At 29.3% G+C, this 19,939-nt stretch carries 19 protein-coding genes, 1 pseudogene and 1 riboswitch; of the genes and pseudogenes, 18 read left to right on the forward strand and 2 right to left on the reverse strand.

Annotated features, from left to right (window positions below; translation table 11 throughout):
• Positions 1 to 29 precede the first annotated feature (29 nt).
• Entirely contained in the window at positions 30 to 155 is a 126-nt protein-coding gene (locus FMAG_RS13580) for a zinc ribbon domain-containing protein (protein ID WP_081462349.1), read from the forward strand.
• Between the two features lie 203 nt (positions 156 to 358).
• Here FMAG_RS13580 and FMAG_RS06480 read toward each other — a convergent pair whose 3' ends face one another.
• Together FMAG_RS06480 and FMAG_RS06485 are read right to left on the reverse strand one after the other, a co-directional pair.
• Positions 359 to 1,117 (reverse strand): glucosaminidase domain-containing protein, encoded by a 759-nt coding sequence (locus FMAG_RS06480; protein WP_005885239.1) that lies wholly within the window; start codon positions 1,115 to 1,117, stop codon positions 359 to 361.
• Between the two features lie 333 nt (positions 1,118 to 1,450).
• Positions 1,451 to 2,443: a DNA polymerase III subunit delta gene (locus FMAG_RS06485; protein WP_005885241.1), complete on the reverse strand. Its 993-nt coding sequence runs from the start codon at positions 2,441 to 2,443 to the stop codon at positions 1,451 to 1,453.
• A 139-nt stretch (positions 2,444 to 2,582) separates the two neighbouring features.
• Here FMAG_RS06485 and FMAG_RS06490 point away from each other — a divergent pair, with 139 nt between their 5' ends.
• The 17 genes and pseudogenes from FMAG_RS06490 (at position 2,583) to FMAG_RS06570 (ending at position 19,931) form a co-directional block, all read left to right on the forward strand.
• Entirely contained in the window at positions 2,583 to 4,097 is a 1,515-nt protein-coding gene (locus tag FMAG_RS06490; RefSeq protein WP_005885243.1) for an ABC transporter permease, read from the forward strand.
• Between the two features lie 102 nt (positions 4,098 to 4,199).
• Positions 4,200 to 5,156 (forward strand): Gfo/Idh/MocA family protein, encoded by a 957-nt coding sequence (locus FMAG_RS06495; RefSeq protein ID WP_005885245.1) that lies wholly within the window; start codon positions 4,200 to 4,202, stop codon positions 5,154 to 5,156.
• 21 nt (positions 5,157 to 5,177) lie between these two features.
• Positions 5,178 to 6,734, forward strand: a complete 1,557-nt coding sequence (locus tag FMAG_RS06500; RefSeq protein ID WP_005885247.1) for an ATP-dependent helicase — start codon at positions 5,178 to 5,180, stop codon at positions 6,732 to 6,734.
• A gap of 117 nt (positions 6,735 to 6,851) precedes the next feature.
• Positions 6,852 to 7,051: riboswitch (cobalamin riboswitch) on the forward strand.
• 215 nt (positions 7,052 to 7,266) lie between these two features.
• On the forward strand, positions 7,267 to 8,748 hold the full coding sequence (locus tag FMAG_RS06505; protein ID WP_005885249.1) for a cobyric acid synthase: 1,482 nt from the start codon (positions 7,267 to 7,269) through the stop codon (positions 8,746 to 8,748).
• 1 nt (position 8,749) lies between these two features.
• Positions 8,750 to 9,709: an adenosylcobinamide-phosphate synthase CbiB gene (cbiB, locus tag FMAG_RS06510; RefSeq protein ID WP_005885251.1), complete on the forward strand. Its 960-nt coding sequence runs from the start codon at positions 8,750 to 8,752 to the stop codon at positions 9,707 to 9,709.
• Positions 9,709 to 10,221, forward strand: coding sequence for an ATP-binding protein (locus tag FMAG_RS06515; RefSeq protein ID WP_005885253.1), 513 nt, complete (start codon positions 9,709 to 9,711; stop codon positions 10,219 to 10,221). The genes cbiB and FMAG_RS06515 overlap by 1 nt, the downstream gene beginning before the upstream one ends.
• An 18-nt stretch (positions 10,222 to 10,239) precedes the next feature.
• The gene (locus FMAG_RS14090) at positions 10,240 to 11,043 is read left to right on the forward strand and encodes a GNAT family N-acetyltransferase (protein WP_005885254.1); all 804 of its coding nucleotides are present in this window, start codon (positions 10,240 to 10,242) and stop codon (positions 11,041 to 11,043) included.
• A 109-nt stretch (positions 11,044 to 11,152) separates the two neighbouring features.
• A pseudogene (locus FMAG_RS06525) lies at positions 11,153 to 12,210 on the forward strand (pyridoxal phosphate-dependent aminotransferase).
• Positions 12,207 to 13,523: a cobyrinate a,c-diamide synthase gene (locus tag FMAG_RS06530; protein WP_005885256.1), complete on the forward strand. Its 1,317-nt coding sequence runs from the start codon at positions 12,207 to 12,209 to the stop codon at positions 13,521 to 13,523. The pseudogene FMAG_RS06525 and the gene FMAG_RS06530 overlap by 4 nt, the downstream one beginning before the upstream one ends.
• A 138-nt stretch (positions 13,524 to 13,661) precedes the next feature.
• Entirely contained in the window at positions 13,662 to 14,117 is a 456-nt protein-coding gene (locus tag FMAG_RS06535; protein ID WP_005885258.1) for a GNAT family N-acetyltransferase, read from the forward strand.
• A gap of 12 nt (positions 14,118 to 14,129) precedes the next feature.
• Positions 14,130 to 14,777, forward strand: a complete 648-nt coding sequence (locus tag FMAG_RS06540) for a precorrin-8X methylmutase (RefSeq protein WP_005885261.1) — start codon at positions 14,130 to 14,132, stop codon at positions 14,775 to 14,777.
• Positions 14,778 to 15,902, forward strand: coding sequence for a cobalt-precorrin-5B (C(1))-methyltransferase CbiD (cbiD, locus tag FMAG_RS06545; RefSeq protein ID WP_005885263.1), 1,125 nt, complete (start codon positions 14,778 to 14,780; stop codon positions 15,900 to 15,902).
• A complete protein-coding gene (gene cbiE, locus FMAG_RS06550; RefSeq protein WP_005885265.1) occupies positions 15,889 to 16,518 on the forward strand; it encodes a precorrin-6y C5,15-methyltransferase (decarboxylating) subunit CbiE in 630 nt (209 codons plus the stop codon). The genes cbiD and cbiE overlap by 14 nt, the downstream gene beginning before the upstream one ends.
• 284 nt (positions 16,519 to 16,802) lie before the next feature.
• Positions 16,803 to 17,363, forward strand: a complete 561-nt coding sequence (gene cbiT / locus FMAG_RS06555) for a precorrin-6Y C5,15-methyltransferase (decarboxylating) subunit CbiT (RefSeq protein WP_005885267.1) — start codon at positions 16,803 to 16,805, stop codon at positions 17,361 to 17,363.
• Positions 17,364 to 17,656: 293 nt separating this feature from the next.
• The gene (gene cobI, locus FMAG_RS06560) at positions 17,657 to 18,385 is read left to right on the forward strand and encodes a precorrin-2 C(20)-methyltransferase (RefSeq protein ID WP_005885269.1); all 729 of its coding nucleotides are present in this window, start codon (positions 17,657 to 17,659) and stop codon (positions 18,383 to 18,385) included.
• Positions 18,364 to 19,122, forward strand: a complete 759-nt coding sequence (cobM, locus tag FMAG_RS06565) for a precorrin-4 C(11)-methyltransferase (protein ID WP_005885271.1) — start codon at positions 18,364 to 18,366, stop codon at positions 19,120 to 19,122. The genes cobI and cobM overlap by 22 nt, the downstream gene beginning before the upstream one ends.
• Before the next feature lie 62 nt (positions 19,123 to 19,184).
• Positions 19,185 to 19,931, forward strand: coding sequence for a DUF5710 domain-containing protein (locus tag FMAG_RS06570; RefSeq protein ID WP_005885274.1), 747 nt, complete (start codon positions 19,185 to 19,187; stop codon positions 19,929 to 19,931).
• The last annotated feature ends 8 nt before the right edge of the window (positions 19,932 to 19,939 follow it).

Raw genomic sequence — 19,939 nt, forward strand, 5'->3', positions numbered from 1 at the left:
TCAAATATGCTCTGTATGTGGTTATAAAGATGGCAAGAAAAACTCTTGATGTAAGAGAGTGGACTTGTTCAGTTTGTCATACTCATCACGATAGAGATATAAACGCAGCTAAAAATATATTGACTGAAGGTCTAAGAATAAAACAAGCAGTCTAAAAATAAAAAGAACCGTGGGAACTACGGGGTTAGCTTGGTAAATATAGTTGGCTAACAAAAGCAACTACTTCCCAAGAAGAAGCTCCCACTTCAAAAATTACAAAGTAATTTTAAGTGGGAGAGGTTCACTATTAGAATTTAGATGTAGTTTTTTATAATTAAATGCTGGTTATTCAATAGGGGTATCAAATTCAGTAAATTCATTATAATTCATCGTGTTGATAACTTTTTTTTACATATCTCTCTTTCTCTTCGGAATAGTTAATAAGTCCTTCAGCAACAATTTGAGGTGGTTGATTTTCACGAAGTAATTTTCTTAAATTTGTATAGGCTTTATTTCTAGAAAAATTTAAAACAAAATCTGAAACAGAACCTTTTACACTATCATATTTTTTTAGATGAGGAACAAATCCGTTTTCTCTAACTCCTTTAGCAGGTATTCTTGGCTCATTTGGATTAGTAGACCACATACCAAATAGATTATTTCCCTCTTTAAAGAATCTAGAAGTACCCCAACCACTCTCTATAGCTCCTTGAGTTAAAATCAGTGAAGTAGGATAAATAATAAGACGAGAATATAGTTTCTCCCAGTCCCCATATTCAACTCTATATTTCTTAAAAAGATTTTCAGCGTATTTTTTTTCCTCTTCAGAAAGAGTAGTTTTTTGAGAAAGTGTTTTAGCTATATTTCTGTTATTTTCTATCTCAGCATTAACAACCTTTATAGAGGGAAGTAAAATATCTACAAAAGTATCTTTCTTTTTTAATGGGGATAGTTTGCTTAAATCAATATTAATTTTAGTAAAAACATATAGTTCATCTGAATCTTTCCATTTTTTTATATCTTCTAAACTATTTACCTCTATCTTTTTATACTCAACTTTTGGAATAGAAGATTCTGCATAACTTATAATATTTAGAGTAAAAATAAGAATACAGATAAAAATATTTTTTAATTTCATAATAAAACTCTCCTTAAAAAAATAGTCGGTTAATAGTATATCATATTTATCATAGTAAGTAAAGAATTTTTTATTCATAGAATTTGAAGTAATCGTAATTAATTTTTATTTCTATAAATAAAGTCCTATAATTAATGTTATATATAAAATATTTTAAGGTGTTTTTTCAAAAAAATAAATCAAGAATAACTTTTATTTAAAGAATAAAGAGTAGCTAAAGCTTATAAGATATTAAAAAACACCAAATCTCTCTAAGTTATAAAGGAAGTGTTTTTTATATTTATTTTCGCCAAGCTACTCTAAATATTCTTAACAATGTCTGTTATTCTTGATTTATTTTTTAAAAAATTCTAATATGTAATCCTCTACCCCTATTTCCATATCCATATTACCACTCTTAATACTATACTCTAAATATGTTAATTCTTTTAATTTTTTCTTTAGAAATTCTGTTTCAAATAGTTCAATATTTTTTAGCTTCAAAAAAAGAGTATAAGGATGAGGATAGCCTCTTTCAGTAAGGAAAAATTCTTTAATCTCTTCAAAAATTCCCTCATTAAATTTTTTATAAGAGAGATTTTTGTTTATAATACCATTTTGAGCAAGTGAAGAAAGTTTTAGATATAAAATTATTTCATCTCCTATTCCATATATAAAATTAGAATGTAATTTTTCTTTAGCTATAAAATGGAGTAAATCATCTTTAGCTTTAGAGGTAATAAAATTTTCAATAAGAGTCTTTAAATTAAAGTCTTCATTGATAGATAGGAGAGGTTTTATTTTATCTAAATTAAAAGTTTCTCCATCTAAGAAATTTTTTACTTTTTCAGCTTCATTTTTAACTTTGAAAAAGTCATCTCCCACTAATTCTACAAACTTTTCAGCTTCATATTCAGAAATATTTAACTCTTGCTGAAGATAGAAAATTATAGCTTTTTTTTCATTCTCTTTTCTATAACATATAATTTCTGCTATCTCTTTGAAACTATCCAGTGTTTTTTTAGGAATTGGATTTTTTATCTTTCCAAAGTCATTTAAGAACTCTTCATAAATTATTATTATCTCTTTTTGTGTAAGATTATACATCTTAAGGGACTTTGCTATTCCCTCTAAATTTTTAAAGCTCTCTACCCTCTTTAGAATTACTAATTCTTTTGGAGAGAAGATTGAGTTTGTAGATACAGAGTCAAAAAATTGAGTAACCTCATCTAATGAGGCATCAAAAATTTTTTCTGGAATAGAGGGGTTGTTACTTTTAATCTCATCTAAAATTTCTTCGTATTTTATCTGCAAAGGAGCAGTATCTCCGTGTAAAAAATATATCATAAATCCACCTTTTTAAAAATCAAGTTTATATTAGATGATATCACAAATTCTAAAAAAAGAAAAGAGGAAGAATAGTCAACTAGATAAAAATTTGCTATAATTATAAAAAAGTAAATTTAAATAGAAAGAGAGAGTAAAAATGAAAAAAAAATTGGGGAGATTCTTAGTAAATTTTCTTTATGGAGTATTGTGGTTAGCTCCTATATACTATTTTGCTAGAGATTTTTTTGAACTATCAAGTTTTGAAATTTTAAAGGAAAGTTATATTCAAGAGATAATATCTTTTTCTATAAAGCAGGGATTTTACTCTACAATTATGGCTTTAATAGTTGGAATAGTTCCAGCTTATTATTCTGCTTATAATAAAGATACTCTATCAAAATTTATACAGGGATTAGTCTTTATTCCATTTTTCTTTCCTGTAATATCGATAGTTACAATTTTTTCAGTTATATTTAACCTTCCAATAATTAAAGAATTAAATATACTATACACACTGAAGGGGATAATAATAGCTAATGTTTTCTATAACTCTCCTATATTTGTAAAATATATAAGTGAAGGTTTAAGAAAAATTCCAAAAGAGCTAGGAGAAGCTATGAGAATAGATGGAGCTAGTGCCTTGACAATTTTTCTTAGAGGGCAACTTCCTCTTATACTTCCACAGATATTTAGAGCTTTTATATTAGTATTTACCTATTGTTTTTTAGGGTTAGGAATAATTCTTTCACTGGGAGGAATAAGATATTCTAATATAGAGGTAGAGATAGCTAATACATTGATGGGGGGAGCGGATTTTTCTAAGGCTATGCTTTTAGGAGGATTACAATTTATAATACTGTTAGTTTTAAATTCTTTAGGAGTATTTGTAAAGGAGTATGAGATATCAGGAGAACAAGAAAAGAAAAAACTCAATCCTATATTTAAAATATACTCTCTAGTATATATGGTATTTCAATATGGAGTTGTAGGATTATCTTTTATATTTTCATTTATTAATCAGTTGACAGGAAAATTTTCTATACAATCCTATTTAAATCTCTTTTCTCCTGAATTTAATGAGGAGTTTGGAGTAATAAAAGGGGTAGTAAATTCTTTTGGAATATCTGTAGTTGTAAGTGGAATAACTGTATTTACTATCTATCTGATTATAAAAAATTATAGTAGGTTAACAGACATAATCATATTTTCTAATATGGGAGTGTCGGGAGCATTTCTAGCTATAACCTTATATTATATGAATATCCTATTTGATATTCCTCTTATTATACTTTTAGGGATAGGATATCTCATAGGAGCTATACCAATTGGTTACTCTTTTATGTATCAGTATGTAAAAAAATTTCCTGTTGATATATTGGAAGCTTCTGAGTTAGATTGTAAAAATTTTTATCAAAGATTTAGATATGTGGAGTTTCCAATTTTAAAAAATATTTTTATCTCCTCTTTTCTCCAAGTTTTTGCTGTGATATTTGGAGAGTTTACTGTGGTATATACTATGCAGTTAGGAGATATAATACCTATTGCTTCCCTTGTAAATTATTCATTGGTAAGTAGTAAAAAATATATGGAGAGTTCTGCTTTTTCATCTATTGTTTTGTTTATAGTTTTAAGTGCTTTTTTATTAGGGGAGTATTTTAAAGAAAAAGAGTAAAAATATTTATAAATCAAGAGTAATTCAGAAATTGCTCTTGATTTTTTATATAGTGTAAGTTATACTCAAATTAGAAATATAAAAATATTAAAGGAGAGTCAGATGATAAAATTTGCAATAATAGGGACAAGTAGTATAAGTGAAAAATTTATAGATGCATTAAAGAGTACAGAGGGGTGTGAAGCTTATGCTCTTCTTTCGAGAGATGAAAATAAAGGAAAGAGATTTGCTGAAAAGTTTGGAATAGAAAAAATATATACTAATATAGAGGAGATGCTAAAAGATAAGGATATACAAGCTGTATATATAGCTTCTCCTAATGGAAAACATTTTGAGCAAGCAAAACTTTCATTGGAAGCAGGGAAAAATGTAATTTGTGAAAAACCAATAGTTCCAACTGTAAAAGAGTTTGATATATTAAAAGAGATAGCTATAAAAAATAGAGTGGTACTTATGGAAGCAATGCGTCCTACTACTAATCCAAATTTTAAGTTAATAAAAGAAAACTTATATAAGATAGGGGCAATAAGACAAGTGATGTTAAAATATTGTCAATACTCATCAAGATATGATTTATTAAAAGCTGGAGAAGTTACAAATATCTTTGATAAAAATATGTCTGGAGGAGCGCTATATGATATAGGAGTCTATCCATTATATTTTACTTTAGCTATGTTTGGAGAACCAAAAGAGTATATGGGAAGTAACTATCTATTAAGTAGTGGTGTAGATGGTTGTGGAACAATTATTTTAAAATATCCAGATAAGATAGGAGTAATATCTTATTCAAAAATAACAGATGAAAAAACTCCATCAGAGATAATAGGAGAAGATGGTTCTATTGTTATAGATAAGGTTTCTACTGTAAAAGGAATAACAATTAAATATAGAGATGGTAGAGAGGAAAAGATAGAAGTAGATACCTATACAAATGATATGAGATATGAGATAGAGGAGTTCGCAAAACTTATAGAAGAGGGAAGAGTAGAATCAACTTTAAATAGTTTTGCTACTTCAAGAAAATGTGTGGAGATAATGGAAGCTCTTGCTAATAGATAATATCATTATTTAAGGAGAAATATGTGGGAGATATTAAAGAGATTAGTAAAGAAAGAGAAGAGAGAAGATAAAGGGATAAAAATTAGAGAGAGAAAAGTAGAAAAATCAGATGAGGAAACTCTATTGAGAAAAAGTATAAGAGATTTGGAGAGGAGAGAGGTAGAGAGTGTAGATACCTCTCTTTTATCTAAAGGATATAAAATAGACTATTCCTCTCTACTCAATGAGGAACAGAAAAAAGCACTGCTCTCAACAGAGGGACAATATCTAGTGATAGCTGGAGCAGGTTCTGGAAAAACTAGGACAATAGTATATAGAACAGCTTGGTTGATTGAAAACGGAGTATCAGAGGAAAAAATTTTAATGGTAACATTTACTAGAAAAGCTAGTGAAGAGATGAAAGAGAGATTAAAAAATATTTTAAATGTAGAAGAGCTAAAAACAGTAGTAACTACATTTCACTCTTTTTGTGCTAGACTTATTTTTAAATATAAGGCTCTTTTTGAAGTAGATAATCTAAATATAATGGAAGAGGGAGAAAGAGAAAAGATTCTCTTAAAAATAGTAGAGAGGTTTGAACTAAATAAAAAATACAAAGGAAAATTTTATGATATTGAAGAGTTATCAAATAGATTAGAAAAATTACAAAATGCAAGGTTGAGATTAGAAGATATCTTTCCTAAAGAGCATATAGATGACATTATAAAAATTAAGTCCGAATATAGAAAATATAAAAAAATAAAAAATGTTTATGAGTATGATGATCTGGTTGAGATAGTCATAAAAAAATTTAAAGAGAATAGAGAGTTTTTAAAAATTATAAGAGATAAGATAGATTATATTGTAGTAGATGAGTATCAGGATAGTAATTTAGCTCAAAGAGAACTGCTTAAACTTCTTGTAGGAGAAGATAAAAATCTTATGGTAGTAGGAGATGACTATCAAAGTATATATGGATTTAGAGGAGCAGACTTTACTAATATTTTAAAATTTGGAGAGGATTTCCCAAAAGCAAAATTGATTAAGCTAGAGAAAAATTATAGAAGTAGTGAGGAGATAATCGCATATACTAATAGAATTGCTAATAATTTTAAAATTAAATATAATAAAAAAATCTATGGAACAGGAAGAAGAGGGGAGAGAGTACATATCAACTCATTTAAAGATGAGGAGAAAGAGGGAAGATATATTTGTGAGAAGATTTTAGCTTATAAAGAGAAGTTTCCCTTTGAGGAGATGGTGATACTATTTAGAAATAAATATACAGTAAAAGTGATGGAAAAGTTATTGATGGAATATAAAATACCATATTATAAAAAAGAGATGGAAGAGAAAAGAGGAGTAGCCCTTTACTCCTTACACTCTTCTAAAGGGTTGGAATGGGAGATAGTTTTTATACCTACACTTTTAGATGGGGTATTTCCTAGTAGTATTGAAAAAGAAAATCTTGAAGAGGAGAAAAGACTTTACTATGTAGGGTGTAGTAGGGCAAAAAGTTTTTTACATCTAAGTTATCCAAAATATCACTATGAAAAACTTGGATATTTTGATAAAAAATCAAAATTTTTAGATTACTAATAGAAGAAAATAAAACAAGGGAATGTATTTTTTTAGAAAATGATAATTATTAATATAATTAATATCTTTTTTCATAAAAAACAAGAAATAATATATATAATTCTCAGTATTTCTTTTCTTGACGGAAATGTTTGAAGTATTATATAATATTTAAAGAAAAGATAAGTAAAATTTTAAGTAGAGGGAAACAAGTGAAATTCTTGTACGGTCCCGCCACTGTAATGAGGACGAAAGTACATTAGCCACTGAGGAATTGGGAAGGAGTACAAGTAGGTTGAATCAAAGTCAGGATATCTCGCTTAAAATATTTAACTATCCTGCGTGGACGGGAGGAGAAAGAAAAATGAGATATAAGTATAGTAGATAATAAATAAAAAGTAAGTATCTATTCAGTTGATAATTCTGAATTAAAGAAAGCTAAGATGAGTTGATTTAATTTCTTTTCATAAATTGCACAATTCTTGAGCTTTCTTTTAAGCTTAGCAAATACTTTTAATATCTATTATACTTTTTTTATTTATTGAGGTGAAAAATGAAACATAGAAATATAATGGTAGTGGGGACTTCATCTGGAGCTGGAAAGAGTATGATAGTTACAGGGCTATGTAGAACTTTAACAAAAGATGGGTATAAAGTATCTCCATTTAAATCTCAAAATATGGCACTTAACTCTTTTGTTACAAGACAGGGGCTAGAGATGGGAAGAGCTCAAGTGGTACAAGCCTATGCCTGTGGAATAGAACCAGAAGTATATATGAACCCTATACTTCTAAAGCCTACCACAGATAGAAAGATTCAAGTGATAGTAAATGGTAAATCTATTGGGAATATGAGTGGAATAGAGTATGGGAAATTTAAAACCTCTTTAAAGCCAGAGATAATGAAATCATATAATTATATCAGAGAAAACTATGATATATCAATAATAGAGGGAGCAGGGAGTCCTGTTGAGATAAATATTAAGGGAGAGGATATTGCCAATATGAAGATGGCAGAGATGGCTAATGCTCCTGTGATACTTGTAGCTGATATAGATAGGGGTGGAGTTTTTGCTTCTATATATGGGACTATTATGCTTATGGTTCCAGAGGAGAGAGCAAGAGTAAAAGGAGTAATTATAAATAAGTTTAGAGGAGATGTAAATATATTAAAACCTGGACTTAAAGAGATAGAAGAATTGACAGGAGTTCCTGTAATAGGAGTAATGCCTTATAGTAATATAGATATAGAAGATGAAGACAGTGTAACAGAGAGATTTAAGAAAATGAAAAATAGAAAGGGAATAAATATCTCTGTAATCAAATTAAAACATATATCTAACTTTACTGATATAGATGCACTAGGAATAGTAGAAGATGTAAATATAAAATATATTACTTCTGCTGATGAGTTAGGAGATGAAGATATTATAATTATCCCTGGAACTAAAAACACCATAGATGACTTAAAAGAGATAAAGGATAATGGAATAGCTACTGAAATAATAAAAGCTTCTAAGGCTGGAAAAATTATAATAGGTATTTGTGGTGGATTTCAAATGATGGGAGAGAAGATAAAAGACCCATATGGAATAGAGAGTGAGATAAAAGAGATTCCTGGACTTTCTCTATTGGAATTGGAAACAGTGATGGAGAGAGAGAAAAATACTTTACAATATAAAGGTAGACTTATAAATACATCTGGATTGCTTGAAGGACTAGAGGGAGAAAAGATAAAAGGATATGAAATTCATCAAGGGGTAACTTTAGGAGAGGAGAGAAAGGTTACAGCTGATGAGAGAGTAGTAGCAGTTGTAAAGGGAGAAAATATCTTTGGAACATATCTACACGGTATATTTGACAATGAAAAAGTAACTAGACATATACTCAACAAGGTAAGAGAGAAAAAAGGTATGGAATTACAAGCTCAAGGGATATCATTTGATGAGTATAGAGAGAAAGAGCTAGACAAGCTTGAAGAAATTTTTAGAGAAAATATTGAGATGGAAAAAATTTATAAAATATTAGGTGAGTAAGATGATTTTTATAATGAGATACAGTATAGCATATATAATGGATTTAATATTAGGAGACCCACACTGGTTTCCACACCCAGTTAGATTTATAGGAAAACTTATAACTTTACTAGAAAAATTATTGTACAGATTTAGCTGTAAAAAAATTACTGGGGGAGTATTGGCTATACTGACTATTGGAATAACTTTTTTAGTATCATTTTATTTAGTTAAGTTATCACCTATGTTGGAAATATTTTTTCTATATACTACATTGGCTACTAAAAGCTTAGCAGATGAAGGATTTAGAGTTTGTAAAGTTTTAGTAGAGGGAGATATGGAAAAGGCTAAAAAAGAGCTAGCCTATTTAGTAAGTAGAGATACAAATAGTATGGACGTTACTCAAATAGTAAGAAGTATATTGGAAACAATAAGTGAGAATACAGTAGATGGAGTTATTGCTCCTATGTTCTTTGCCTTTGTAGGAAGTTTTTTTACTATTGAGGGAGTATCTCTTGCTCTTCCTTTTGCTATGGGATATAAGGCGATAAATACTTTGGATTCTATGGTAGGATATAAAAATGATAAATATATTGATTTTGGAATGTTATCTGCTAAGATAGATGATATGGCAAATTTTATTCCTGCTAGAATAGCTGGAGGATTTATTATTCCAATGGGAGCTTTTTTATTAAGAATGGATTATAGAAGTGCTTGGAGAATATTTTTTAGAGATAGACTAAACCATTCTAGCCCAAACTCTGGACACTCTGAAGCTGCTTTCGCTGGAGCATTGGGAGTACAATTTGGTGGAAGAACTAGCTACTTTGGAAAATGGCACGACAAACCTACTATTGGAGATAAATTAAAACATTTTGGAATACCAGATGTAAAAAGAGGAATTAGACTTCTATATGTTTCCTCTTGGGTGGGACTTGCTACATTTATAATTTTATCTCAATTAATAGGAGTGATTATCTAATGATAATAATTATAACAGGAGCATCACATACAGGAAAAACTCTATTAGCCCAAAACCTACTAGAGAGATATAAGTTTCCTTATCTATCAATAGACCATATAAAGATGGGATTAATAAGAAGTGGAAATATAAATCTAAATGCAGAAGATGATGAACAACTTACTCCATATCTTTGGGGAATAGTTAGAGAGATTATAAAAACAGCTATTGAGAATAAACAAAATCTAATAGTTGAAGGTTGTTATGTTCCTTTTGATTGGGAGAGAGATTTTGATAGTAAATATCTAGAGAATATAAAATATTATTGTTTAATTATGAGTAAAGAGTATATTGAAAAGAATTTTGATAAGATAGTTGAGTATGCCAATACAATAGAAAATAGATTAGATGATTCCTATTGTACAAAAGAATTTCTTATAGAGGAAAATGAGAAAAATCTAAGAGAGTGTCAAAAATATGGTTGTAAGTATATTTTAATAGATAAAGAATACAAGTTAGATATTTTATTCTAAAATAAGTGAGGTAATAAAATGAGTTATATATTAAAAGAGGTAGTATTGAGAACAAATAATACTCCAGAAGGAATGGAAAAAATTTCTCAACTTTGGGGAGATATACTCTCTAAAAAAATCTCTTTGCTCCCAGAAAATAAAAATGAATTATTAATTTCGAAATATAGTAATTATGAGAGTGATGAAAATGGAGAATATGATTTAACTATAATGAGAAGAGAATTAAAATTCTTATTAAAGTTAGATGAGAGAGTAAAAAATAGAGAATTTATAAAATATGAAGAGATAGATGATAATATAGAAAATTGTGCCAGAAAAGTTTGGAATAGAGTATGGGAAGATAAGAAAAATAATAAATTGAATAGAGTATATATTGAAGATTATCAATTAGATATCTTGCCAATATTTTCACAAGATGGGAAATGTCATTCTATCTTATATATAAGTGTAAAAGAAGAAAATACTATAAAGATAAGAAAATATAAATCTTCTGATTGCCAAGAGATAACAGAGCTTTTTTATAATACAGTGCATAGTATAAATAAAAAAGATTATACTCAAGAGCAATTAGATGTATGGGCGACTAAGAATATAGATATAGAGAAATGGGATACTTCTTTTTTAAAAAACTACACAGTTGTTGCTGAAAGTAATGGTATAATAGTTGGCTTTGGGGATATTGCTGAAGATGGATATTTGGATAGATTATATGTGCATAAGGCTTTTCAAAGAATAGGAATAGCTACAATGATTTGTGATAAGTTAGAAAATAAAGTAAAAGGAAAACCACTATATACTCACTATATACTCACGCCTCTATAACAGCAAAACCATTTTTTATTAAAAGAGGGTATAAAGTTATAAAACAACAGTTGGTAGAGAGAGAAGGTATTCTATTAGAAAACTATGTTATGGAAAAGAGGTAGAATAGATGGATTTACACGGTGGAAATATATATAAACTAAAAAGAGAGGGAAAGGGGGAGCTATTAGATTATAGCTCAAACATAAATCCCTTAGGAGTACCTGAAAAGTTTAAAAAAAGTGTGATAGAAAATTTTGATATATTAGAAAAGTATCCAGACCCAGATTATATAGAACTGAGAGAGAGTATTAGAAAATATAATAACATAGATATAGAAAATATAGTAGTAGGAAATGGAGCTACAGAAATACTTTTTCTATATATGAAGAGCTTAAAACCTAAAAAAGCCTTTGTAGTAGCTCCAAGCTTTGCTGAATATAGAAGAGCATTAGAGAGTATAGATTGTGAGATAGAGTATTTTATATTAGATGAAAGAGAAAATTTTAATTTGAATGTAGAAAAATTTATAAATTCTATCCCTCAATGTGACTTAGTAGTAATATGTAATCCTAATAACCCCACAGGAAATTTTATATCTCTTGAAAATATTCAAAGAATAAATGGAGAGTTGAAAAAAAAGATATAAAACTTTTTATAGATGAAGCTTTTATAGAATTTATAAAAGGTTGGGAAAAATTTACAGCTGTAAATTTGGAGGATAGTAATATATTTGTAATGAGAGCATTGACAAAATTTTTTGCTGTACCTGGGTTGAGATTAGGATATGGAATAAGTTATGATAAAGAGATAATGAAAACTCTTCCTAAGTATAAAGAGCCGTGGAGTATAAATAGTTTTGCTGACATAGCAGGAAAAACTATGTTATGGGATAGAGAGTATATAGAAAAAAGTGAGAATTGGATAGAAAAGGAAAAAGTTTGGTTTTATAATGAAGCTCTAAAGATAGAGGGAATAAAAGCATATAGGACTAACACAAACTTTATTTTGATACAACTTTTAAATAAGAGCTCTAATGAAGTGAGAGAGAAATTGATAGAGAGAGGAATAGTTGTAAGAGATGCTTCTAACTTTGTAGGACTAAATAATCACTATATTAGACTTGCTATCAAAGATAGAGAAAATAATATGAAGGTATTAAAAAATCTTGCTGAGGTGGTAAGATGAAAGGATTTATGATAGCTGGGGTAAGTAGTGGTATAGGTAAAACCACTGTATCAATGGGACTTATGTCGCTCTTTGAAAATGTTTCTCCATTTAAAGTTGGACCAGACTATATAGATACAACATTTCATCAATTTGTAACAGGAAATAAAAGCTATAACTTAGATTTGTTTATGATGGGAGAAGAGGGGGTAAAATACTCTTTCTATAAACATCATAAGGGAATCTCAATAGTTGAGGGAGTGATGGGACTATACGATGGAATAAACCATAGCTTAGATAATAATAGTTCAGCACATTTAGCTAGAGTATTGGATTTACCTGTTATTTTAATAGTAAGTGGTGGAGGAAAAAGTACAAGTATAGCTGCTGAGGTACTCGGGTATAAGATGTTGGATAGTAGAGTCAAAATAGCTGGTGTAATAATCAATAGAACTACTGAGGCTATGTACAAACATTACAAAGAGGCAATAGAAAAATATACAGGGGTAGAGTGTATAGGATATCTTCCAAAAGATGAGAGTTTGAGTGTGTCAAGTAGACATCTTGGACTTCTACAAGCTGCTGAGGTAGATGACTTAAGAGAAAAATCAAAGCATTTAAAGGGGATTTTGCAAAAGACAATTGATGTAGAAAGACTTTTAGAAATAGCGGAGTTAGGAGAAAGAGAATATAGAAAAAATCCTTTTGAAGAATTAAAAGATAAGTATAAGGGATTAAAGGTAGGGGTAGCTAAAGATAAAGCCTTTAGTTTTTACTATAATGACAATCTTGAACTGATGGAGGATTTAGGAATGGAATTGATTCCCTTTTCTCCTATAAATGATAAAAAGATACCAGAGGTAGATTTATTATACTTTGGTGGTGGTTATCCAGAAAACTATGCCAAAGAGTTATCTAGTAATATTGAGATGATAGAGAGTATAAGAGAGTATCATCAAAAGGGTGGAAAAATTTATGGAGAGTGTGGAGGATTTATGTATCTTACCTCTAGAATAAAACTGCTAGATGGGAAATATTTCCCTATGTGTGATATTATAAAATGTAGTGTAGAGATGAGAGATAGATTAGATATTTCTAGATTTGGTTATATATCTCTTTATGACAAGGAAAAAACTTTAGGAAGAGGACACGAATTTCACTACTCTAAAATATCTGATATAAAAGATGATAGTAGAGAGTATAGAGCTATAAAACCTAATGGTAAAGAGTGGGCTTGTGTCTTTAAAGAAAAAAATTGTAGAGCTGGCTATCCACATATACATTTTTTTAAGAGTTTAGATTATTTGGAGGAAATAATAAAAGAGAATAGATAATATGGAGATTAAAATATTAAATTATAATTTTTCAGTTTGTAAGGTAGAGGATTGTTCACAAGTTAAATTAGATAAGAAGTTCTGTTTTATTTGAAAAACAGATGAAGTTTTAGAAAAGAAGGGTTATATAATAAAAAGATGATTATAAAAAGATTAGATATCGAAGATGTAGAATTTTTTTTAGATTTAAGATTAAAACTTTTTTATGAATTACAAGAAATAGATAAAAATGATAATATTGAAAATTTAAAAAACTCCACTAAGGAGCATTACCTAAAAAATATTGATAAGAGTTTAATAACTTATGGGATATTTAAAGAAAATAAAATAGTAAGTATAGGTTCCTTATGCTTATTTGAAAGGATACCTTATATGGAAAATATTTCTGGAAGAGAGGGATATATATTGAATATTTATACTTTACCAGAATATAGAAAGAAAGGCTATGGAAAGCAGATAACAGAAAAGTTAATAGAGCATTCTAAGGAAATAGGAATTAAAAAATTATGGTTAAATGCAAGTGAGGAAGGAAAGAAAATTTATCTTAAACTAGGATTTAAAGAGAAAAATAATGAAATGGAAATATTTATATAAAGGAGTAAAAAGATGAGTACATATATAAAAGTTCCTCAAGATATTGAAAAAAGAAGTTTTGAGATAATAGGGGAGGAATTAGGAGAAAAGAGAGAGAAATTTGATGAAAAAACTCTCCCAATAGCAAAAAGAGTAATACATACAACAGCAGATTTTGAATATGCTGATTTGATAGAGTTTCAAAATGGGGCTGTGGACAGTGCTATGGAAGCTTTGCAAAATGGTTGTAAGATTTACTGTGATACCAATATGATAGTAAATGGACTTAGTAAATTAGTTTTAGGAAAATTTAACTCTTCAGCTTATTGTTTAGTGTCTGATGAAGAGGTTATAAAAGAGGCTAAAGAGAGAGGAGTTACTCGTTCAATAGTAGGAATGGAAAAAGCTGGAAAAGATAGAGATACAAAAATATTTTTAATAGGGAATGCTCCAACAGCTCTATATCAACTAAAAGAGATGATAGAGAGAGGAGAGATTGAAAAACCTGCTTTAGTGGTTGGAGTTCCAGTTGGATTTGTAGGGGCAGCTGAATCAAAAGAGGCATTTAAAGAATTAGGACTTCCATATATCACTATAAATGGAAGAAAAGGGGGAAGTACAGTAGCTGTATCTATTCTTCACGGAATACTTTATCAGATGTATAAAAGAGAGGGGTTTTAAATGTCTGATAAATTAAAGTGTGGTTATACCACTGGAACTTGTTCTGCTGTAGGTATAAAAGCAGGATTAGAGGCTCTAATAAATAATAATTACTTAGAACAACTAGAATTTACAACACTTAATGGAGAAAAGATAGTTGTACCCATATATAAGATAAAGACAAGAAAAAACTCTGTAAGTGTGGCTGTGACTAAATATGCTGGAGATGACCCAGATGTAACTAATGGAATAAATATATGTACTAAGATAAAATTAGTAGATAAATTACCCCATATAGAAAATGGAATCTATTTTAAAAATTTTGTCTTAGTTGGTGGAAGAGGAGTAGGAAAAGTTACCAAGCTTGGATTACAAGTAGAGATAGGTAAACCAGCTATCAATCCCGGTCCTCAAAAGATGATAGAAGAGGTAGCTGATAAGTTTTTAGAGGAAAATGTGAAAAAAGCTATAATTACTATATATGTTCCAGAAGGATTGGAAAAGTCTAAAAAAACTTTTAATCCAAAACTTGGGATAGTAGGTGGAATATCAATTCTTGGTTCTACTGGAATAGTAAAACCTATGAGTGAGGAAGCACTAAAGGACTCTATGTTTGTGGAACTCAAAGTATTGAGAATGGCAAAGGATAGAGATTGGTGTATATTTACCTTTGGAAATTATAGCAAAAACTATTGTGAAAAGTTGGGGCTTGATTTAGAGCAAACAATAGTCATAAGTAACTATGTGGGATTTATGATAGACTCTGCTGTAAAACTTGGATTTAGAAAAATTCTACTTCTTGGACATATAGGAAAGGCTATAAAAATAGCTGGAGGAATATTTAATACCCACAGTAGAGTGGCTGATGCTCGTGTGGAGATAATGGGAGCTAATGCTTTTTTATGTGGAGAGAGTCCAGAAAATATTCATAAGATAATGGAGTCTAATACTGTGGAAGAGGCTTGTGATTATATAGAGAAAAAAGAGTTCTTCCCATTTGTAGCTAATAAGGTAAAAAAAAGAGTAGAGGAGTATTCAAGAGGGGAGTTAGAATGTGAAGTTTTACTTTTCTCTTTTAAAGGGGATACTCTTGGATATAGTGAGAGATTTTATCAGATGGCAGGTGAGTTAGCTGAAAAAAATTAATGTAGTTGGACTTGGACCAGGGAATATAGATTATATAACTAAGATTGGAATAGAGAGTATAAAAAAATGCGAGATAGCTATAGGAGGAGTAAGACAATTAGAAGAGATTTCCTCTCTACTCCTACCTACTTGTGAAAAATATACTCTAGGTAAACTTTCTGATTTAATAGAGTTTATTAATAAAAATAGAGATAGAAAAATTTGTATAATTGTATCTGGAGATACAGGATTTTATAGTTTGCTTAGCTTTTTGAGAAAAAATTATTCCAGAGAGGAATTGAATGTAATACCTGGAATATCTTCTTATCAATATCTTTTCTCTCGTATAGGAGAGGTGTGGCAAGATTATAAACTTCTTAGTGTGCACGGAAGAGAGGCTGAGTATGTAGAGATTTTTTCAAAGGAGAGGGGAATAGTACTCCTTACTGACAATATAAATACTCCATATGTAATAGCTAAGAATATCTACGAAGCTGGGTATAGAGATGTGGAGATTGTGGTAGGAGAGAGACTCTCTTATCCAGATGAAAAAATTACCTTTATAAATATAGAGGACTATGAAAAACTTAATAGAGAGTTTTTTATAAATTTAATGATAGTAAGGAAAAAATCTTGATGATAGAAAACTCAAAGAGTTGCGGAAATTACGGAGAAAAGTTAGATTAAGTCAGCGAAATCAAATGCTAAAAAACACAACTGTTTGAGCAAAGCGAGTATTCCAATAGTAGAGGAGTTTTAACGACTACTACTATTGAGACACAGAAATTTATTTTCTGTGTCTCAAAATTCTTAGAGAGCTAAAGCTCTTAGAATTTTGGAAGCCATAGTTAATCAACTTCTTGTAGTATGGAGCAATTTTTAGTTTTTTAGAAAAGTAGAGAAGGAAGGAGAGAGAAAAACTTGCATATATATGATAAAGAGTTTATCCAAGGAGAGTTACCTATGACAAAGCAAGAGGTAAGGGCTGTAACTGTTGCTAAGCTTCAACTAAAAACTAACTCTATATTGATAGATGTAGGAGCAGGAACAGGGACAATAGGAATAGAATGTGCCACTTATCTTAGTGATGGAAAGGTAATAGGGATAGAGAAAGAGGAAAAAGGATTAGAAACTATAAAAGAGAATGTAAGAAAATTCAATTTAACTAACTATGAATTGATACACGGAAGGGCTCCAGAGTCTATCCCTAATGTAGAGTATGATAGAATGTTTGTTGGTGGCTCAACAGGAAGTATGAGAAGTATATTAGAACACTTTATAAATTATTCCACAAATGATGCAAGACTTGTTATAAATACAATTACATTGGAGAGTTTAAATGATACTATGGCTCTACTTAAAGAGTATGGATTTAAAGATATAGAAGTAGTAAATATGATGGTATCAAGAGGAAAAAAGGTAGGACCTTATACAATGATGTATGGGGAAAATCCTATTTACATAATAACAATTAATAAGTAAAGAGTTTGGTAGAGTTAAAGAAAACTCAAAGAATTATGGAAATTACGAAGAGAAGTTAGATTAAGTCAGCGAAACGAAATGCTAAAAAACGCAATAAGTCGAAGACTTAACTCTTCCAATAGTAGAGGAGTTTTAACGACTACTACTATTGAAACACAGAAAATAAATTTCTGTGTTTCAAAATTCTTAGAGAGCTAAAGCTCTTAGAATTTTGGAAGCCATAGTTAATCAACTTCTTGGAGTATGAAATAATTCTTAGTTTTCTTTATTTAAATGAAGGAGGACTTTAAAGAATGACAAATAAATTTTATGGTATAGGGGTAGGAGTAGGAGACCCAGAGCAAATTACAATAAAGGCAGTAAATACTTTAAAAAAATTAGATGTAGTAATAGTACCAGAGGCAAAAAAGGCAGAGGGAAGTACTGCTTATGAGATAGCTAAGGAGTATTTAAAAGATGATATAGAGATAGTATTTATGGAATTTCCTATGTTAAAAAATCCATTGGATAGAGTAGAGGGAAGAAAAGCAAATACAAGAGTGGTAGAAAAATTACTTGATGAAGGAAAGAATGTAGGATTTCTTACAATAGGAGATACTATGACTTATAGTACATATGTATATCTTTTAGAAAATATGCAAGATAGATATAAATCGATGGTAGAAACTATCCCAGGAATTTCATCTTTTGCTGATATGTCATCAAGATTTAATTTTCCAATAGTAATGGGAGATGAGTCATTAAAAATAATATCTATAAATGATGATACTGATATAGAGAAAGAGTTAGCAGGTAGTGAGAATATAGTATTTATGAAAGTTATGAGAAATTTTGATAAATTAAAAGAGGCTCTTATAAAAACTAACAATATGAATAATATAATAATGGTATCTAATAGTGGAAAAGATACAGAAAAAGTTTTCTATGATATATCTAATCTTACAAAAGAGGATATCCCATATTTCACTACTATGATTTTTAAAAAGGGAGGGTTTGAGGAATGGAAAAAGTTTTCTTTATAGGAGCAGGACCAGGGGACCCAGAGTTAATAACAGTTAAAGGACAAAGAATTGTAAAAGAGGCAGATATAATTATATATGCAGGTTCATTAGTACCAAAGGAAGTTATAGATTGTCATAAGGAGGGAGCAGAGATTTATAACTCAGCTTCAATGACACTAGAAGAGGTAATGGAAGTAACTATCAATGGAATAAAAGCGGGGAAAAAAGTTGCTAGAGTACATACAGGAGACCCAGCAATATTTGGAGCACATAGAGAGCAGATGGATATTTTAGATGAGTATGGAATAGAGTATGAAGTTATTCCAGGGGTAAGCTCTTTCCTAGCTTCAGCAGCTGCTGTAAAAAAAGAGTTTACGCTTCCATCAGTTTCTCAAACTGTAATATGTACAAGATTAGAGGGAAGAACTCCTGTACCAGAAAAGGAATCATTAGAGAGCCTAGCTACTCATAGAGCTTCTATGGCAATATTTTTATCTGTTCATATGATAGGAGATGTAGTAAAAAGACTAGCTACTTCCTATCCTATGACCACTCCGATAGCTGTGGTGCAAAGAGCAAGCTGGCCAGATGAAAAAATAGTAGTAGGAACTCTAGAAACAATAGAGGTACAAGTGAAAGAGGCAGGAATATCTAAAACAGCTCAAATATTAGTTGGAGATTTTTTAGGAAATGAGTATGAAAAATCTAAGTTATATGATAAAACATTTACTCATGAATTTAGAAAGGGAGTAGAGTAGCCTTATTAAATAGAAAAATAATAGAAAACTTTAAAATTTATTTAAAAATTTTTGGAGGGAATATGTTATTTTTAGAGGTTGATTATGATATAAAGGATAAAGTAAAAAGATTAGGTGCAAGGTGGAATCCAGAAATAAAAAAATGGTATGTAGAAAAGAAAGAAGACTATAAAAGATTTGCACAATATATATTGAAAAATTTTGAAGATGCAATAGTAGTAAAAGATTATATTTATTTAGTTATTTCAAAACAGCAATGTTGGAAATGTAAAAAAGAAACCGAAGTTATTGCTTTATGTATTCCTCAAAGGATAGAATTTAGAAATCTTCCATTATATAGATGGGAAGATGGAGAATTTGATATAGAAAGTGAAGAGTATAATTATAAAAAATTTGAGTTTTCAGAGGATAAATTTGATATAGAGGATACTTTTAGTTATGAAATAATAAGTTTAGGAAATATTTCAGAAAAAATATTAGATTTAATTAAAGAGAGATATAATTATAAACTAAAATATTCACATACAACTAAAAGGAAAGAGTATGCTAATTGTTGTCAACATTGTGATTCTTTACAAGGAAATTATTTTTTATTTGATGAGGTAGATTCGCCATTTAATATAATGAATAGAGAAATGGCTAAGAAATTAACCTTTATAAAATTTAATTTAAAAAATGATTTTATCTTATATGGATATAGTCCGACTATAACACTTATATCTAATTATAGTGATGAAGAAAGAAATAATGATATCAAAAATTTTTCAACTTTTATTGATTCAAAAATAGAGATAGATGATATTATTTAAAATTAAAT

This window comes from Fusobacterium mortiferum ATCC 9817 (genome assembly GCF_000158195.2).
Classification (GTDB): domain Bacteria; phylum Fusobacteriota; class Fusobacteriia; order Fusobacteriales; family Fusobacteriaceae; genus Fusobacterium_A; species Fusobacterium_A mortiferum.